The 15,387-nt window shown below is 37.0% G+C and carries 14 protein-coding genes, 1 rRNA gene and 1 pseudogene; 3 read left to right on the top strand and 13 right to left on the bottom strand.

Annotated elements, in window-relative coordinates:
• Positions 1–70: ribosomal RNA gene (locus RCJ95_RS08205) — 16S ribosomal RNA — on the bottom strand; the annotation flags it as partial.
• 269 nt (positions 71–339) lie between these two features.
• On the opposite strand from RCJ95_RS08205, the gene RCJ95_RS08210 reads away from it, so the two are divergent.
• The gene (locus RCJ95_RS08210; RefSeq protein WP_255601665.1) at positions 340–996 is read left to right on the top strand and encodes a hypothetical protein; all 657 of its coding nucleotides are present in this window, start codon (positions 340–342) and stop codon (positions 994–996) included.
• A gap of 36 nt (positions 997–1,032) precedes the next feature.
• On the opposite strand, the gene RCJ95_RS08215 is transcribed toward RCJ95_RS08210, so the two are convergent.
• On the bottom strand, positions 1,033–1,707 hold the full coding sequence (locus tag RCJ95_RS08215) for a KinB-signaling pathway activation protein (protein WP_009374014.1): 675 nt from the start codon (positions 1,705–1,707) through the stop codon (positions 1,033–1,035).
• Positions 1,708–1,858: 151 nt separating this feature from the next.
• On the opposite strand from RCJ95_RS08215, the gene gerD reads away from it, so the two are divergent.
• Positions 1,859–2,467, top strand: a complete 609-nt coding sequence (gerD, locus tag RCJ95_RS08220; protein WP_004233763.1) for a spore germination lipoprotein GerD — start codon at positions 1,859–1,861, stop codon at positions 2,465–2,467.
• A 56-nt stretch (positions 2,468–2,523) separates the two neighbouring features.
• Here gerD and RCJ95_RS08225 read toward each other — a convergent pair whose 3' ends face one another.
• The 3 genes and pseudogenes from RCJ95_RS08225 to RCJ95_RS08235 all read right to left on the bottom strand — a co-directional run.
• Entirely contained in the window at positions 2,524–3,579 is a 1,056-nt protein-coding gene (locus RCJ95_RS08225) for a P-loop NTPase (protein ID WP_004233758.1), read from the bottom strand.
• A gap of 72 nt (positions 3,580–3,651) precedes the next feature.
• Entirely contained in the window at positions 3,652–4,365 is a 714-nt protein-coding gene (locus RCJ95_RS08230; RefSeq protein ID WP_004233756.1) for an N-acetylmuramoyl-L-alanine amidase, read from the bottom strand.
• 121 nt (positions 4,366–4,486) lie between these two features.
• A pseudogene (locus tag RCJ95_RS08235) lies at positions 4,487–5,314 on the bottom strand (DUF4822 domain-containing protein); the annotation flags it as partial.
• A 588-nt stretch (positions 5,315–5,902) separates the two neighbouring features.
• Here RCJ95_RS08235 and RCJ95_RS08240 point away from each other — a divergent pair.
• Positions 5,903–6,508: an ankyrin repeat domain-containing protein gene (locus RCJ95_RS08240; protein WP_221682374.1), complete on the top strand. Its 606-nt coding sequence runs from the start codon at positions 5,903–5,905 to the stop codon at positions 6,506–6,508.
• Between the two features lie 296 nt (positions 6,509–6,804).
• Here RCJ95_RS08240 and RCJ95_RS08245 read toward each other — a convergent pair whose 3' ends face one another.
• The 8 genes from RCJ95_RS08245 to rplQ all read right to left on the bottom strand — a co-directional run bounded on the left by RCJ95_RS08245 (position 6,805) and on the right by rplQ (position 15,364).
• Positions 6,805–9,858 (bottom strand): hybrid sensor histidine kinase/response regulator, encoded by a 3,054-nt coding sequence (locus RCJ95_RS08245; protein ID WP_312129024.1) that lies wholly within the window; start codon positions 9,856–9,858, stop codon positions 6,805–6,807.
• Positions 9,859–10,282: 424 nt separating this feature from the next.
• Positions 10,283–10,675 carry a 30S ribosomal protein S9 gene (gene rpsI, locus RCJ95_RS08250; RefSeq protein WP_004233744.1) on the bottom strand — a complete coding sequence of 131 codons (393 nt, stop codon included), beginning with the start codon at positions 10,673–10,675 and terminating at the stop codon, positions 10,283–10,285.
• A 25-nt stretch (positions 10,676–10,700) separates the two neighbouring features.
• Entirely contained in the window at positions 10,701–11,138 is a 438-nt protein-coding gene (gene rplM, locus RCJ95_RS08255; protein WP_004233742.1) for a 50S ribosomal protein L13, read from the bottom strand.
• 178 nt (positions 11,139–11,316) lie between these two features.
• Positions 11,317–12,057: a tRNA pseudouridine(38-40) synthase TruA gene (gene truA, locus RCJ95_RS08260; protein ID WP_312129023.1), complete on the bottom strand. Its 741-nt coding sequence runs from the start codon at positions 12,055–12,057 to the stop codon at positions 11,317–11,319.
• A gap of 13 nt (positions 12,058–12,070) precedes the next feature.
• Positions 12,071–12,868: an energy-coupling factor transporter transmembrane component T family protein gene (locus tag RCJ95_RS08265; protein WP_221682376.1), complete on the bottom strand. Its 798-nt coding sequence runs from the start codon at positions 12,866–12,868 to the stop codon at positions 12,071–12,073.
• Positions 12,865–13,737: an energy-coupling factor ABC transporter ATP-binding protein gene (locus RCJ95_RS08270; protein ID WP_312129021.1), complete on the bottom strand. Its 873-nt coding sequence runs from the start codon at positions 13,735–13,737 to the stop codon at positions 12,865–12,867. Before RCJ95_RS08270 ends, RCJ95_RS08265 begins: the two co-directional genes overlap by 4 nt.
• Entirely contained in the window at positions 13,713–14,558 is an 846-nt protein-coding gene (locus RCJ95_RS08275) for an energy-coupling factor ABC transporter ATP-binding protein (protein WP_221682378.1), read from the bottom strand. Before RCJ95_RS08275 ends, RCJ95_RS08270 begins: the two co-directional genes overlap by 25 nt.
• A 425-nt stretch (positions 14,559–14,983) precedes the next feature.
• On the bottom strand, positions 14,984–15,364 hold the full coding sequence (gene rplQ, locus RCJ95_RS08280; RefSeq protein WP_004233734.1) for a 50S ribosomal protein L17: 381 nt from the start codon (positions 15,362–15,364) through the stop codon (positions 14,984–14,986).
• Between the last annotated feature and the right edge of the window lie 23 nt (positions 15,365–15,387).

A 15,387-nucleotide genomic window follows, 5' to 3' on the forward strand; every position in this document is an offset into this window, starting at 1 on the left:
TTCGCTCGACTTGCATGTATTAGGCACGCCGCCAGCGTTCGTCCTGAGCCAGGATCAAACTCTCCATAAAAGAAATTTGATTAGCTCAAATTGTTTTGCTGGCATCATGTTTGATGTCCAAAATTGTCTTTCGTTCACTAACCGAAGTTAGCTACTTAAAACTTTATTGATTACGTTTTGCTTGTTCAGTTTTCAAGGTTCATGTTTCTTTATTTCGTTGTCACCTCTTGGCGACTTATACATAATAACATCGATTATTCATGAAAGTCAACACTAAATCATAAGTTTTTTTAAAGAGATTCATTTTTTATTTTAAATTTTAGAAACGAGGTTATCATTATGGTCCGTAAAACGTTGATTTCACTGCTTTTTATTGGAATGCTCTTTGCCTTTTTAAAGCCTATAAATTCAACGATGATTTCTGTATTTAATATTGCGAATGCACCAGTAGTGGTCACGAAAGGACATTATGGCACATCTCTTATTGTAGAGATTTCTTTCTCTGATGACTCTCTATTAGAATGGCTCCAAACGGTGAAGGAGCCTTATCCACTTCTACTTTTAGATGCTGATTGGATGAAACGGTCACCCGATCATTTAAAAATTATCCAACAACGAAAATTGCCTACAGGATTACTTGGGCCAGATGATTCAGTAGAAGAACCCGTTGACATTGCGCTCATCCAAAAGGATATTGATACTTACGAAAAATATTTAAAAGAAAAACCTTTATGGTTTGCTACCCGAAATCATCAATATTCACAGGATTTACAGAAAACCTTATTCCAACAACAAATGAATTTACTATCTCCTTCTCTTATTTGGCAAGGTGAGAAAACTCCGAAATTACAAAAAGGTGACTTTGTCTTTTTCCCGCTCCATCAAAATAATCAAATATCCTTTAAAGAGCTTAACACTCTCATACAACAACATAAGTTTATGTCGATTGAAGAAAATATATTTGGTTATAAGGTTCAAACTAAAAAAGCGCCATAAAAAAATTGCCTCCACTACAGCGAGGCAATTTTTTCCTTATGCGTTTTTAGCCTGTTCACGACGAGCTTTGCGTCGTGCTTCTAATTTTTGACGATCTTCATCGGATTTTGCATTATATTTAGGTAATACTAATAATTGATACGCATTAACCGCCAATAATGGGAATAATAAAAGCGCAACATACTCATTAATATTTTCATCGCGACCCATCAATGCAATTGTCCATTCCAACGTTGTAATGACAATCATAAAGAATAGTGCCGAAATCATTACATGTTTTTTACCTGTTAATTTTACTTTTTGAACAGCTGTTGCTATGGCCCCGAAAATGAGGACAATTAATAGTCCTACATAGAACAACCAGCTTTGCCCATCCTTCACACCAGGAATAAAGCGGAAGAAAATTATATCGAAAATCGTTATGGCAATTAATAATAGCTGTACCCAATTCCATAATGTCAGTGTTCTAAAAATATTAACACCTACCTGATGAAGTGTTAAATAAGCAAAAAAGCCAGCTTGCGCTATAACACTCATTGTAAACCCTAAGAAAACCATCCATAAAAGTCCAGCGAAAAACTCACCCCATTGACCGTTTGCTATGTATGGTTGGAAGAATTCCCAGCGAATAAATAAACTAAAAACTCCGTTGACTGCACCACCAACGAGCATTGCAAAGAAGAAAAACTTTGCCCAATTTCGTATCGTCACAACTAAAAGTCCCCCAATTTCTCAATATATCTGTCCTTATTTTATCAATGCCTTGTTAAAAAAGCTATTTCTCATCCTAACGAATACATAAAGTCCTGAGAAATGTGAACAATAATTGAAAGAGTCTATCTAGAGAAAGGACTGATTGTCGATGCGAAAATTCACCTTATTATTGATTCTAATGCTTTTTCTTTCTGCCTGTTCACAAGATAAAACCTCTACCATGTCCTATGATGAAATAAAAAAAATCATGATTGACTCTTTACAAACAGAGGATGGTAAAAAGGCATTGCGACAGCTTTTAGAGGAGCCGAGTTTCCGTGAGCTCTTGATTTTAGAGCATGATGAAGTGAAAAAGGCTACCGAGGAAACTTTACTTTCCAAGGAAGCAGAAGACTTTTGGAAAAAAACCTTTGAAGATCCAAAGTTTAAAGAAACTGTTGCGAAAAGTATGCAAAAACAGCAACAGGATATTATGAAGAACTTAATAAAAGATCCGACTTTCCAAAAGGATATGGAGGCATTTTTCGGGCAACCCGATATGCAAAAGCAGTTGGAGACTATCCTTAAATCATCCAATATGCGCAAGCAAATGGAGGAAGTTGTAAAGGAAACGATCGAAAGCCCTTTAATGCAATCGAAATGGCAGGAACTTATTAAGAAAAGTGGCGAAACCGGTTCATCAGGAAGTGGCGATAAGAAAGAAGCGAGTGGCGATAGTGGTGGCGGATCGGATAAGGGACAAAAAAGTACCGAGTAGCCTTGGTAATGTAAAAACGGATTTCCCCCTAAAATTGGTGGAAATCCGTTTTTTTATTATTTATTTAATTTATCGATGATTTTCGTCGCAATGTCTAAATAAATTTGTCCTGTTGTATGTTTTTCAGCGTATACAGAAGGAGCAAAATCTTCATCTGTCCAATCTGGTTGCCCAAGCGGGATTTGTCCAAGCAACTCTGTACGTAGTTCGTCAGCTAGCTTTGGTCCTCCACCTTGCCCAAAGACAAATTCTCGGTCACCTGATTTAGATTCAAACCAAGCCATGTTTTCGATAACTCCTAAAATTTCATGGTCTGTTTGAAGCGCCATTGCCCCTGCACGAGCTGCAACAAATGCTGCGGTTGGGTGTGGTGTTGTTACCACAATTTCTTTTGATGATGGTAACATTTGATGGATATCTAATGCAACGTCACCTGTGCCAGGAGGTAAATCTAATAATAGATAATCTAATTCACCCCACTCAACATCACGGAAGAATTGATCTAATACTTTACCTAGCATTGGTCCACGCCATACGATCGGTGCATTATTTTCTACAAAGAAGCCCATTGAAATCATTTTTACCCCAAAGCGATCTACTGGGAAAATACGATTATCGACTACCTTAGGCATATCCGTCACACCCATCATATCAGGTACACTAAATCCATAAATATCTGCGTCAATTAAGCCGACTTTCTTTCCTAGACGAGCTAAAGCTACAGCTAAGTTAACTGATACTGTCGATTTACCAACTCCACCTTTACCAGAAGCAATTGAAATTACTTGTACTGTGCTTAATGGAGATAAAATATCTTGTGCTTCCGACTCTGTTGCTGTGCCACGGAAGCTTTGTAATTTCTCTGTAGATAGTTCTTCAAAACGAATACCAACAGTGTTTACACCCGCTTCTTTCAACACCTCAACAACTTTCATTTGTAGTTGTAATTGTTCTGGTGTATTCAGTTTGGCAATGGCAATTTTTACACTGACATGATTTTTTTCTTCTTTTATTGCTACGTTCGTAATACCATCTGTTTCTGCAAGCGATTTATGTAAAAATGGATCTTGTAGTTGTCCCAGTATTTCTCGTACTTGTTGTTCAGTAATCACGACGAACACTCCCCTTATATTGTCTCAATATTAGTATATCATAATGATTTGATTTACGTTGTAGATGTTGCTCTACTCAATTTTGGCTAATAAATAGTCTTCTATACCTTCAACTATGGCATCTGCCATTTTTTCTTGATAGTTTTTGTCCACTAATAATGCTCGTTCCTCATCATTACTAATAAAACCAGTCTCCACTAAAGCTGCAGGTACTTCCGCTTTCTTCAATAAATAGATTTGCTTAATAGACAATGCTTCACGATCTGTATTTTTTAAATTGGTGCGAATGGATTGTTGAATACTCTTGGCAAGAATCTCTCCATCAGCATGTCCTTCCTTATGGTAAAATACCTGTGCGCCACGCCATTTTGTTTCAGGTATGGCATTTGCATGAATAGTTATAAATACATCAGGCTTTTCTTTTTCCACGATATCCTTTCTTAGGAAGATATCTTGTTTTTTCCGTTCTCTCATTGTTCCATATTTTTCTGATGGCGCATGCTCATCGATTACATCCCCATTTTTTGTTCGTGTCATTATAACCGTTGCGCCTTTTTTCTTTAATTGCTTCTCTACATGCTGAGCAATTGCAAGTGTAATATCCTTTTCAATCACTTCGCCCTTTGAAGCTCCTCCATCCTCACCACCATGCCCTGCATCAATGACAATCTTTATGCCACCAAGTGGGTCCGGTAAGAAGAAGTTACGGTCCGAAGCATTTGTTTCATATGCCACGACCACTATACTCATAAGCATAATTACTCCTAGTGCAAGCCAGCGCTTCACCCATATCCACCACCCTTTTACATTTAGTGTACGAAATTAGTGGATGAACTATGCCAGAAAGTAAAAAAAACTCCCAAGTCACAAACTTGAGAGTTTTAATTTCTTCTATAATTAAGGGATTTTATTGGATTGTAAAATTAGGATTAAATTCACCTGTATATGGCTCATGCTCTACAAATACAGTTAGATCATTGCCATCTTTGTCTTTACCTGTTCGTTTATATGTGAATTTCTTATCGTTGATTTCTGTAATTTCAAGAGCTACACCATACTTATTATCACCGACAGAAACATGCGCTCTTATTTTATTATCATGAATGACATCAAAGTAACCATAGTCTCCACGACTTTCACCTGTTTCAGGATTAAAGAACTCATATTTATTTGTATTTGCATCATACTTTGCAATGCTGATGAAGTTTGAATTAAATTCTGTTACATCATTACCCGCTTCATCTAACACAACTGTTCCATGCCATAGTGTATCAGCTAGAATTTTGTCTCCGTCAACGTCTGTAACTATTTCACCTGTTGAAGCATCTAACGTTTTATGGGAATCAGTAAATGACAGTTCTTTTTCTTTATATGGAATATGTTCCACGAATACTTCTACATCATTGCCCGCAGCATCTTTACCCATTCTTTTATAAGTAAAGATACTATCGTTTAGCTCAGTGATCTCGACAACAGCTTGGTAGTTTTTTGATTCTGAAATTAATATTCTTTGTTTCCCATCATTTGTGATAAAGAATGTCCCTTTATCCTCACGACTTTTACCGGTAGCAGCGTCAAAGAACTCATAATGACCTGTCTGAGCATCATATTTTGCTAAGCCAATGAAGTTTGCGTTCTCCGCAGTTAAATCATTGTTATCTCGATCATAAACTTTTGTTCCTTGCCAATTTGTACCACTTAGAATATTAGCCATTTCTTGTCCCTTTGTTAATTGCTCTTTGACAGTATTTTCTGTTGCGGCACTTTCTGTTTTAACTTCCTCACTATTCGTCGTATTGCCTTTAGTAGGCTCCTTATCTTGACATGCTGCCAATAATGCAATAGCTGCAACAGATACTATTAATAATTTTTTCATACCTACTTACCTCCATCGGTTCGTTTATATTTTGAGTTACATCAAACCCATCATGACCATTTTTTAAAAATGAAAGGTTTGTTGTACCTTCTAAAAACTATATTAAAGTGGAATGTTAAACTCCCCCTAAATAATTTCTTAAAAAATCATAAACCTATACAAAAATATTTTTAATATATATTAAATCTGCACACTAATAGTGAGGTTTATGTAAAAAAAGCTATTTATTTTTTTCTACATATACTTAATTTATGGGTGATCGACATTTCTCACAAACGCGTACCTCAACATTATTTATTATAGGAAAAAGCTAAACCTAGCATATCTTTTTAATATTACTCGTATAATTCGCTACATGTTACCATATTTTTATAAACGGAAAAGTAGGCTACAGTGATATACCACTAGTCTTTTGGCTGTTTTAACCAAAGAAAAGAAGGTGGAAAAATGATTGATCAATTAATACTTTCAGCAGCGAACGGCGATACTGATAAAGTATTAGCACTTCTGCAAAATGGCATCAATATTAATACAACGGATCAGTATGGAAGAACCCCTGTCTTAGCTGCCACTTATAATAACCAGGTGGATACTGTGAGGGTGCTCATTCAACATGGTGCTGATATTAATATTAGAGATAATAACCTTGAGAACGTACTTTTACATGCAGGGGCATCAGGCTATTTAGAAATCGTTAAACTTGCCATATCTTCAGGGGCAGATACAAAGCTAACTAATCGCTTTGGTGGAATTGCCATCATCCCTGCATCCGAACGGGGACATGTTGAGGTGGTCCGAGAGCTACTTAATCACTCAGACATTCATGTCAATCACATTAATAATTTGCATTGGACAGCTCTATTGGAGGCAGTCATATTAGGCAATGGCGGGGAGAAACATCAAGAAATTGTGCAATTATTGGTGGATCATGGTGCTGATATAACTATTGGAGATCGAGATGGTGTCACACCATTGCAGCATGCAAAAAAGCTAGGCTTTTATGAGATTGAGCAAATTTTAAAAGAAGCTGCACGCGAACGAAATAACAGTTAACACTATAGGAGGTTTATTCATGATTCAAGAAATCATCTAGAGAGATGTAACCTTCAAGATACGATTCTAGGTGGCCTCACTTCGGTATTAGCTGACCAGCTGCATCCATTTCACCTGCAGTTTCATAAGAAATAACGTTAAGCAATCTTTGAGGTTACTTCAAAGATTGCTTTTTATGATGGAATGACAAAAAGACCCTTTCCTCGAAAGTAGAAAGAGTCTTGGGGTAGATGTTTTGTCTGCCTCTGACTCCGTAAAGACCAAATCATCTTTAAACGGTACGCCATTTGTAAAGGTTACGAATTCTCTTCTGGTAATAGAATAATAACAGTAGTTCCTTTACCTTCTTCACTATATATACGAAAACTGGCATTTCTCATAAGCTTAAATTTTTTCAAAGGATTCGTAAATCCAATACGTGAGTTTTCTTCATTTACTAATCGTTGCAACTTTTCTTCTGAGATACCGACCCCATTATCATCAATTTTAATACGTATAAATTGACCTTCTCGTTGCACACTCACCTCAATAGTACCACCTTCTTTTTTCTTCGAAATCCCGTGAAAAACTGCATTTTCAACTATAGGCTGAATTGATAATGCTGGAATCAAAGATTGAATGGACTCATCTATATCATACGCAACTGTAAGACGATCACCAAAGCGCATTTTTTCAATATAGAGATATGCTTTTACAAGATCTATTTCATCTTCTATTGAAACCATGCTGTTACGATAATGGACATTCAGCTTGGCACGGAAATAGGTTGCTATACTGTATAAAGCCTCTCGTGTATTTTCTATATTTGTATAGCTTAAGCCGATAATAGTATTAAGTGTATTGTAGACAAAATGAGGAGTTACTTGCGCATATAAATAATTCATTTCATCCTCAATCGCATCAATGGAAGATTGTCGAACTGCTAGTAATGATTGAATACGCACTAGTAATTCATCCATCGCAATCGGTTTTTGCAGATAATCATTTGCCCCGACTTGTAAAGATAACACTAAATCTGAATGCTGCATAATGGCTGTTAATACAATAATCGGTAATTCCAACATATCGTATTGCTTTCGTACTTGTTTGCATAATTCATAGCCTGACATACCATTCATCATTAAATCGACTAACATGCAATCTACTTTATGTTTCTTTACATATTCCATCGCATCAAACCCATTATCTACCCCAATAACGGTATAGCCTTTTTGAATTAATGCGTCCACTAGTACTTTTATATTTACATGATCATCATCAACAATGAGTATGGTTTTGTCATTACCTTTATGCAATAATGGTAAATCTAGCTGTAGTATATTATCTGTTCGATTGCCCATCTGTTGTTGTGCTTCAATATCTAGTTTTTCGAGTGTGGCAAGCGGCACCGTAAAAGTAAAAATTGTTCCAACACCTAATGTACTTGTTACATGAATTTCTCCATTTAACTGTTCTACTATATTTTTTGAGATACTCAATCCTAACCCAAGTCCCCCACTTTTTTTATCTTTCTTTACTTGATAAAAGGAATTAAAAATTCGATCTAAGTCTTGTGATGGTATACCAATTCCAGTATCGCTTACTTGTATTTCCATATAATCATTACGTACACTAGCTAAGACTGTAATTTGTCCATGCTTTGTATGTTGCAAAGCATTATAGAGTAAATTATAAAGCACTTGTTTCAATCGTAATTCATCTGTATACATATGAGGTAAATTAGAATCTACTGCACTGATTAACCTTATGGATGTATCACTCGACAGTAAACTACGAATTTCCTCAATTACTTCATCAATTACGCTTATCGGCACAACACGAGGGGTAACACGAACTTCTCTGGTCATATGATTCGAAGAGATCAATAAATCCTCTACTAAATAACCTAAACGTTGCGCGACATTATGTATTAAAATGACATTTTCTTGTTGCTCACGCTTTAAAGGTCCTTGTAAACCTTCCATTAATGATTTGGATATATTTAAAATACCATTTAAAGGCGTACGTAATTCATGAGACGTTTTCAATAAAAACTCATCCTTCATTTGATTATGCATCAAGAGCTCTTCCGATAACGCTTGAACTTCCTTAAAAGATGTATTCGCTCGGAAGCTAAGCAGAGCTGCAAAACTATATAGTGTAAAAATAAACAATAATTGTTCACTATAAACCATAGGTATATCAAAAATGTAATACATTACCATTAAAAAAGTATAACAAGTAAGAGATACTAAAAGAATTAGAATATAACGTGAGCCATCTACACCTTTCATAAGCACACGTAATAGCACAAACACATTATAAAGCCCAACTGGAATAAAAATTACTGCAAAGATTATTTGTGATAGAACTAGATTTTCTATTGGTATATTCATACTATTTTTTGTAATCGGGTTGTAAACCCCATAGATAAAAAAAAGTAAACCTAACAAAATACTAATAATATAAATCGCTTTTTTCCTCATAAACTCCGGATACAAATAAAAGAGAAATAATGCTAAACAAACATCAACAAGTGGTAAAATCCCTAATTGTAAACGTACTTGCTCATTTATAGTTAAATGTGTAAAAATAAGAAAAAATATTTTTTCATTAGTAAACGACATGTACAGTCCGAATAATATAGTGAATAACCCCAAAAACAATTCTTCTTTACGCTTCCGATTTTGACTATACGATATAATATAAATCGCACCGAATACAATATAACCAATACATACAAACGATTCTGCTAAAATTTTCATGCTAAGGTCTCTTTGAATAGCATCCTTTGTTCCAAACTCAATAGGAAAAGTAATACCGGCTTTTGGATAATTATAATTTCCAACATGTATTACTATATCAAGCATTAGATTCTCACTTTGTGCAAACACCGTATATTTATCATCATTTTCGAACTTAAAGTCCTTTAAGGTTTCACTCGGATTCCCCATACTACCTACATCTTCTCCATTTATGAAAACACGGTTAGATTGACGAATTGAACGAATGTATAATCCATATTCCCCTTCAACTGGGACATTTATCTGAACATGATACGTTCCTACAGTAAGTCCTTCCTCATTTGGTTCTACAAAGCTATTCCAAGTAGCTGGTACCTCAATTGGTATTTTCTCGCTCTCATAAGCGCTGAATGAATCACTTGATGATAGTAAGATATTTGGATAGAAAGACCATTCTCCATCTAGTTTTAAAATAGTCTTTTCTTGTAGGTCTTTTTCTTCAATCGTAACGATCCCATTCTGCGCAATCGGCTGACTACTACTAACAAAATACTCCCCATTGCCAATAAAATATACGATAATAAATAGCATAATAATGGTCAAAGTAATGCTAATATTTTTTTTCACTTTCACCCCTCCCCTACTTGAACACAATTATATGTAACATCAAACTAGAATGAAATCCATTATGCAATATGACTATCACCTGTATTTCTCATATCAGTCCTCTTACGCATCCTATCATAGGGCTGTTAAACAAATTCTGAACAAACTATATTGTAAATGCATCGTCTAGTATGGATTACTATCACTGATTTGAATGATGTTTGACATTAAGTGATCCTCGCGAATGTCTCATAGGCTTCTCACATGTATCTACAAAGTAATGGTGAAATTCTTAATAATTTTAATCCATTCTTGCTTCAAATCTCTTTTCCCTTTTTCAAAATTACATTGATTTTTAATCAAGGGGTATTGTTTTTGTTATCAACGTAAAAAAAAGCTCCTCTCAGGTAAACCTGAGAAGAGCTTGAAATCGTTGATATAAATATTAACGTTTTGAGAACTGAGGTGCACGACGAGCGCCGCGTAGACCTGGTTTTTTACGTTCTTTCATGCGTGAATCACGAGTAAGTAATCCAGCTGATTTTAATGCAGCACGGAAATCTGGGTCTACTTGAAGTAGAGCACGAGCGATACCGTGACGAACAGCACCAGCTTGACCAGTGTATCCACCACCGTTAACGTTTACGTGGATATCATAGCTTCCTGTAGTTTCAGTAGCTACTAATGGTTGTTTAATTACTTCGCGTAATGCAGCGAATGGTACGTATTCTTCGATTTCACGTTTGTTGATAACAATTTTACCTGTACCTGGTACTAAACGTACGCGAGCTACAGAGCTTTTACGGCGACCAGTGCCGATGTATTGAACTTGTGCCAAAGTAATATCCTCCTCTTAATTTATATTATCCGCGAAGCTCGTATGCTTCTGGTTTTTGTGCAGCATGTGGATGCTCTGTTCCAGTGTAAACATTAAGTTTAGTGAACATTTTGCGACCTAAAGAGTTTTTAGGAAGCATTCCTTTAACTGCTAATTCGATCATTCTTGTTGGGTACTTATCTAGCATTTCACCAGCAGTACGTGTTTTTAAACCACCCGCAAATTGAGTGTGGTGACGGTATAGTTTACCCTCTAATTTGTTACCAGTTAAATGGATTTTGTCAGCGTTGATGATGATTACGTGATCACCTGTGTCAACGTTTGGTGTGAATGTTGGTTTATGTTTACCACGTAAGATTGCAGCTACTTCAGAAGCTAAACGTCCAAGAGTTTGGCCTTCTGCATCAACTACTAACCATTTACGGTCTACTTCGTGACCTTTAGCCATGAATGTTGTACGCATGTATATATCCTCCTAATCGATTCGATTACCGTTATTTTTCATTAGACTACACTATAAGTTTCGGGGCTTATTTGTGGTGGTAATGAAAATACCATCTGTTATCATATAATGAATGACTTTTAAAGTCAAGCAATTTCATTAAACACCTGGTGAAGTTGTTCAGAATTGTAGAACGCCACTAATAGAACACTTTTTCTAAGTATAGCCCTTGTGGTGGTGCGGTTTTACCCGCCTTATCACGATTACCTGAAGCAACTACCTGGGACACATTGTCAACCATACGTCGACCTATCCCAACCTCCCAAAGAGTACCTGCAATAATACGTACCATATTATATAAGAAGCCATTCCCTTCAATCACCATATGTAGCTCTTCACCATGCCATTCAAATTGCAACAATGTTACTGTGCGTACTTTATCTTTCACGCTTGTATTCGCCGCACAAAAACAAGAAAAGTCATGTGTACCAGTAATAGCCTTAGCTGCCTCTTGCATCGCCTCTACGTTAGGTTTGACCCCATTTGTCTCCACTGTATAATATCTGCGGAATGGACTTTGGATAGGCTCACAAGACCAAATATAGCGATATCTTTTGCCAGCCACGTCGTAACGCGCATGAAAGTCATGTGCCACTTCCTCTACCGATAATACACGAATATCTCTTGGCAGTTGCACATTCAAAGCCTTTCGATACTTTTCTGCTGGAATCGCAAGTGGTGTGTCGAAATGCAATGTTTGCCCTGTCGCATGTACTTTAGCATCTGTACGACCACTTGCAGTTACCTTAACCTGTTCTCCCTTATGCATAATGGCTAGAACACGTTCAAGCTCAGCCTGCACTGTGCGTTCCCCTGGCTGTACCTGATAGCCCGAAAAAAGTGTGCCATCATAGCTTATAATTACTTTTAATCGTCGCATATAGCCTACTCCTTTAACTTCTATAGAAGAATAGCAATACGCCTATTGCTACTAATAACACAATCGCAAATGTATCCCCCATATCCCATTTTAACCTACGGTACCTAGTGCGTCCTTCACCACCGCGATAGCCTCTTACTTCCATCGCTGTTGCTAAATCTTCAGCCCGTTTAAATGCACTGACAAAGAGAGGCACAAGCAATGGCACTACAGCCTTTATACGGTCCTTAATTGGTCCAGATGATAAATCAGAGCCCCTTGCCATTTGTGCCTTCATAATTTTATCCGTCTCATCCATTAAGGTTGGAATAAAACGTAATGAGATGGACATCATTAAAGCCAATTCATGAACGGGTACTTTTATTGCTTTTAAGGGATTCAGTAGAACCTCGATACCGTCCGTAATGGAAATTGGTGATGTAGTTAACGTTAAGATTGACGTCATAAATACTAATACTAGAAAACGAATTGAGATAAATATTCCCCGCCTAATCCCTTCGTCATAAATGGTAATGAATTTAGATTCAAACACAGGGACGCCTTCCTTTGTCATAAAAATATGGAGCAGGAATGTGAAGGCCATTAAAAAGAGTACTGGTTTGAGTCCATTTATTAAAAAGTATAGACGAATACGCGATACTAATACAATCAGTAGCGTGAATGCGAGTAACATAGCATATGTCACGGTATTATTGGCTAAAAACACAATAATAATAAAGGCGAACACAAAGATCAGCTTTGATCGTGGATCAAGTTTGTGTACGGGTGAATTACCAGGTAAGAAGCGCCCAAAGATCATTTTTTCCATCATGACTCTGCACGCTCCTCTCTAAGTGCTTGAGCAATTTCAGCAGCAAGCTCTTCCTCTGTTAAGCAAACCTTAGACAAGGAATGCCCCATCATGTCCTCAATCTTTTGCTGAAAGCGGACAATACGTGGTGGCTCTAAACGGAATTTCTTTAATGTTTCAACATCTTTAAAAATAACTCGTGGTGATCCACTTAAAACATTCTTTCCTTCATGCATGATCACAATATTATCTGCATATCGAGCGGCATCCTCCATACTATGGGTTACTAGAATGGTTGTAAGATGACGTTCTTGATGGAGCTGATAAAACATATCCATAATTTCCTTTTGACCTCGTGGATCAAGACCTGCTGTTGGTTCATCTAAGACAATAACCTCAGGGTCCATCGCCAAAACACCTGCAATCGCTACTCGACGCATTTGACCACCTGATAAATCAAACGGTGATTTATCCAAAACATTATCTGGCAAACCAACTAAGCTGACAAGTTCTCTTGCACGAGCTTCAGCCTCCTCCTCTGATATACCAAAGTTCATTGGGCCAAACATAATGTCCTTCAACACGGTTTCTTCAAATAATTGATGCTCTGGAAATTGAAAGACAATGCCAACCTTTTGTCTTACAGCTTTTAAGTCCTTTGCCTTTTTTCCAGCTACAATTTGACGATCTCCTATATGTACTTCTCCTGAAGTAGGTCTTAGAAGCGCGTTAAAATGCTGCAGAATCGTAGATTTTCCAGAACCGGTATGGCCAATTATCGCTTGATAAGTATGAGATGGAATGTTAAAATCCACATCGAATAATGCCCGTTTTTCAAAGGGTGTTCCTTGTGCATAGGCATAGCTTACTTGTTGAAGTTTGATGTCCATAAATCATTCACCAACTCTTCTTCTGTCATATGTTGCCCCATTAATGGAACACCTTCCTTTTGCAATAGCTTTGATAACTTCAAGGCAAATGGCAAATCTAGTCCAAATTCAACTAGCTTGTCCCCAAGTGCAAAGATTTCAGCAGGTGTACCTTCTGCAAATTTCTTACCATCATTCATAAAAAGAACACGATCCGCTAACATTGCCTCTTCTAAATCATGAGTAATAGATAATACTGTTAATCCTGTTTCTGCACGTAATGTTTGAACCGTTTGTAAAACCTCTGCACGACCCTGAGGATCTAACATGGATGTAGCCTCATCTAAAATTAAAAGCTTCGGCTTTAATGCAAGTGCCCCAGCAATGGCTACACGCTGTTTTTGTCCACCAGATAAATGATGTGGCTCATGGTCTAAAAACTCACTCATTTTTACCTGTTCGAGTGCCGCATGTACACGTTTTACCATTTCTTCAAAGGGGATACCGTTGTTTTCCAAAGCAAATGCTACATCATCCTGTACCGTTGCTCCAACGAATTGATTGTCAGGGTTTTGAAAAACCATTCCCATTAAGGAGCGAGATTCCCAAAGATTTTCTTCATTCAAGGGTTCGCGCAATATTCGTACATCTCCCTGTTGAGGAAACAATAAACCATTCATCAGCTTGGCAATGGTGGACTTACCAGAACCATTATGTCCTACAATAGCAATCCACTCACCTTCTTCCACCGCAAAGCTAACATTTTCAACAGCATTACGACTATTTGGATTTTCTGGTGTATATGAAAAAGTTACATTATTTAAAGATAAAATTTCAGACATATCTAGAACTCCTCTCCTACGCTCAGCTCTACTAATTAACTTACACTTTTTTATGTATGAATTCTACTACAATCCGTATGTCGATAAAAGAAAAATACTACAATAACAACTCAAATTGATATTGGTTTAATAAATAACAAAATAACACCCATATATTAAAAAAAGCACCACAAATTGGCGCCATCTAATCTAATAAAAAAGCGCGCACCTCATTCGATAGAAATGCGCTAGTCGTTACATTTACAAGAAATATGGGTGCTCAAGCCCTTATTTCTCCTGAATGAGGTGCGGAGAGCTAAACGAGACGCCACACTAATAAGTGTCCGCTCATCATAACGCTCAGCTTAATTATTTGTCGTATAAATCATTTATAAAGAAAGAGGGTGGTGATTCCCACCCTCTTCACCACAAGTTTTCTCTTATGATTAAACTAGTTCAATCACAACAACAGGTGCACCGTCGCCACGACGTTGACCTACTTTAAGAATACGAGTGTAACCACCTTGACGCTCAGCATAACGTGGTGCAACATCATCAAATAACTTTTGAAGTGCAAATGATGTTGATTCGTTACCTTCTGCATCAGTCGTTGTTACTAGTTCACGACGGATGAATGCAGCAGCTTGACGGCGTGCATGTAAATCTCCGCGTTTACCTAAAGTAATCATTTTTTCAACAGCTTTACGTACTTCTTTAGCGCGAGCCTCAGTAGTTTCGATACGCTCGTTGATGATTAAATCAGTAGCTAAGTCACGTAACATCGCTTTACGTTGAGAACTTGTACGACCAAGTTTTCTGTAACCCATGGATGTTTCCCTCCTTTATAGAA

Source organism: Lysinibacillus sp. BSL11 (assembly GCF_052928325.1).

Coding starts and splice junctions, on each gene's coding strand:
- rplQ (WP_004233734.1), bottom strand. CDS start 15,364: ATGGGTTACAGAAAACTTGGTCGTACAAGTTCTCAACGTAAAGCGATG.
- RCJ95_RS08265 (WP_221682376.1), bottom strand. CDS start 12,868: ATGATGGAAAAAATGATCTTTGGGCGCTTCTTACCTGGTAATTCACCC.
- RCJ95_RS08275 (WP_221682378.1), bottom strand. CDS start 14,558: ATGTCTGAAATTTTATCTTTAAATAATGTAACTTTTTCATATACACCA.
- RCJ95_RS08270 (WP_312129021.1), bottom strand. CDS start 13,737: ATGGACATCAAACTTCAACAAGTAAGCTATGCCTATGCACAAGGAACA.
- rplM (WP_004233742.1), bottom strand. CDS start 11,138: ATGCGTACAACATTCATGGCTAAAGGTCACGAAGTAGACCGTAAATGG.
- truA (WP_312129023.1), bottom strand. CDS start 12,057: ATGCGACGATTAAAAGTAATTATAAGCTATGATGGCACACTTTTTTCG.
- gerD (WP_004233763.1), top strand. CDS start 1,859: ATGCGAAAATTCACCTTATTATTGATTCTAATGCTTTTTCTTTCTGCC.
- RCJ95_RS08210 (WP_255601665.1), top strand. CDS start 340: ATGGTCCGTAAAACGTTGATTTCACTGCTTTTTATTGGAATGCTCTTT.
- RCJ95_RS08240 (WP_221682374.1), top strand. CDS start 5,903: ATGATTGATCAATTAATACTTTCAGCAGCGAACGGCGATACTGATAAA.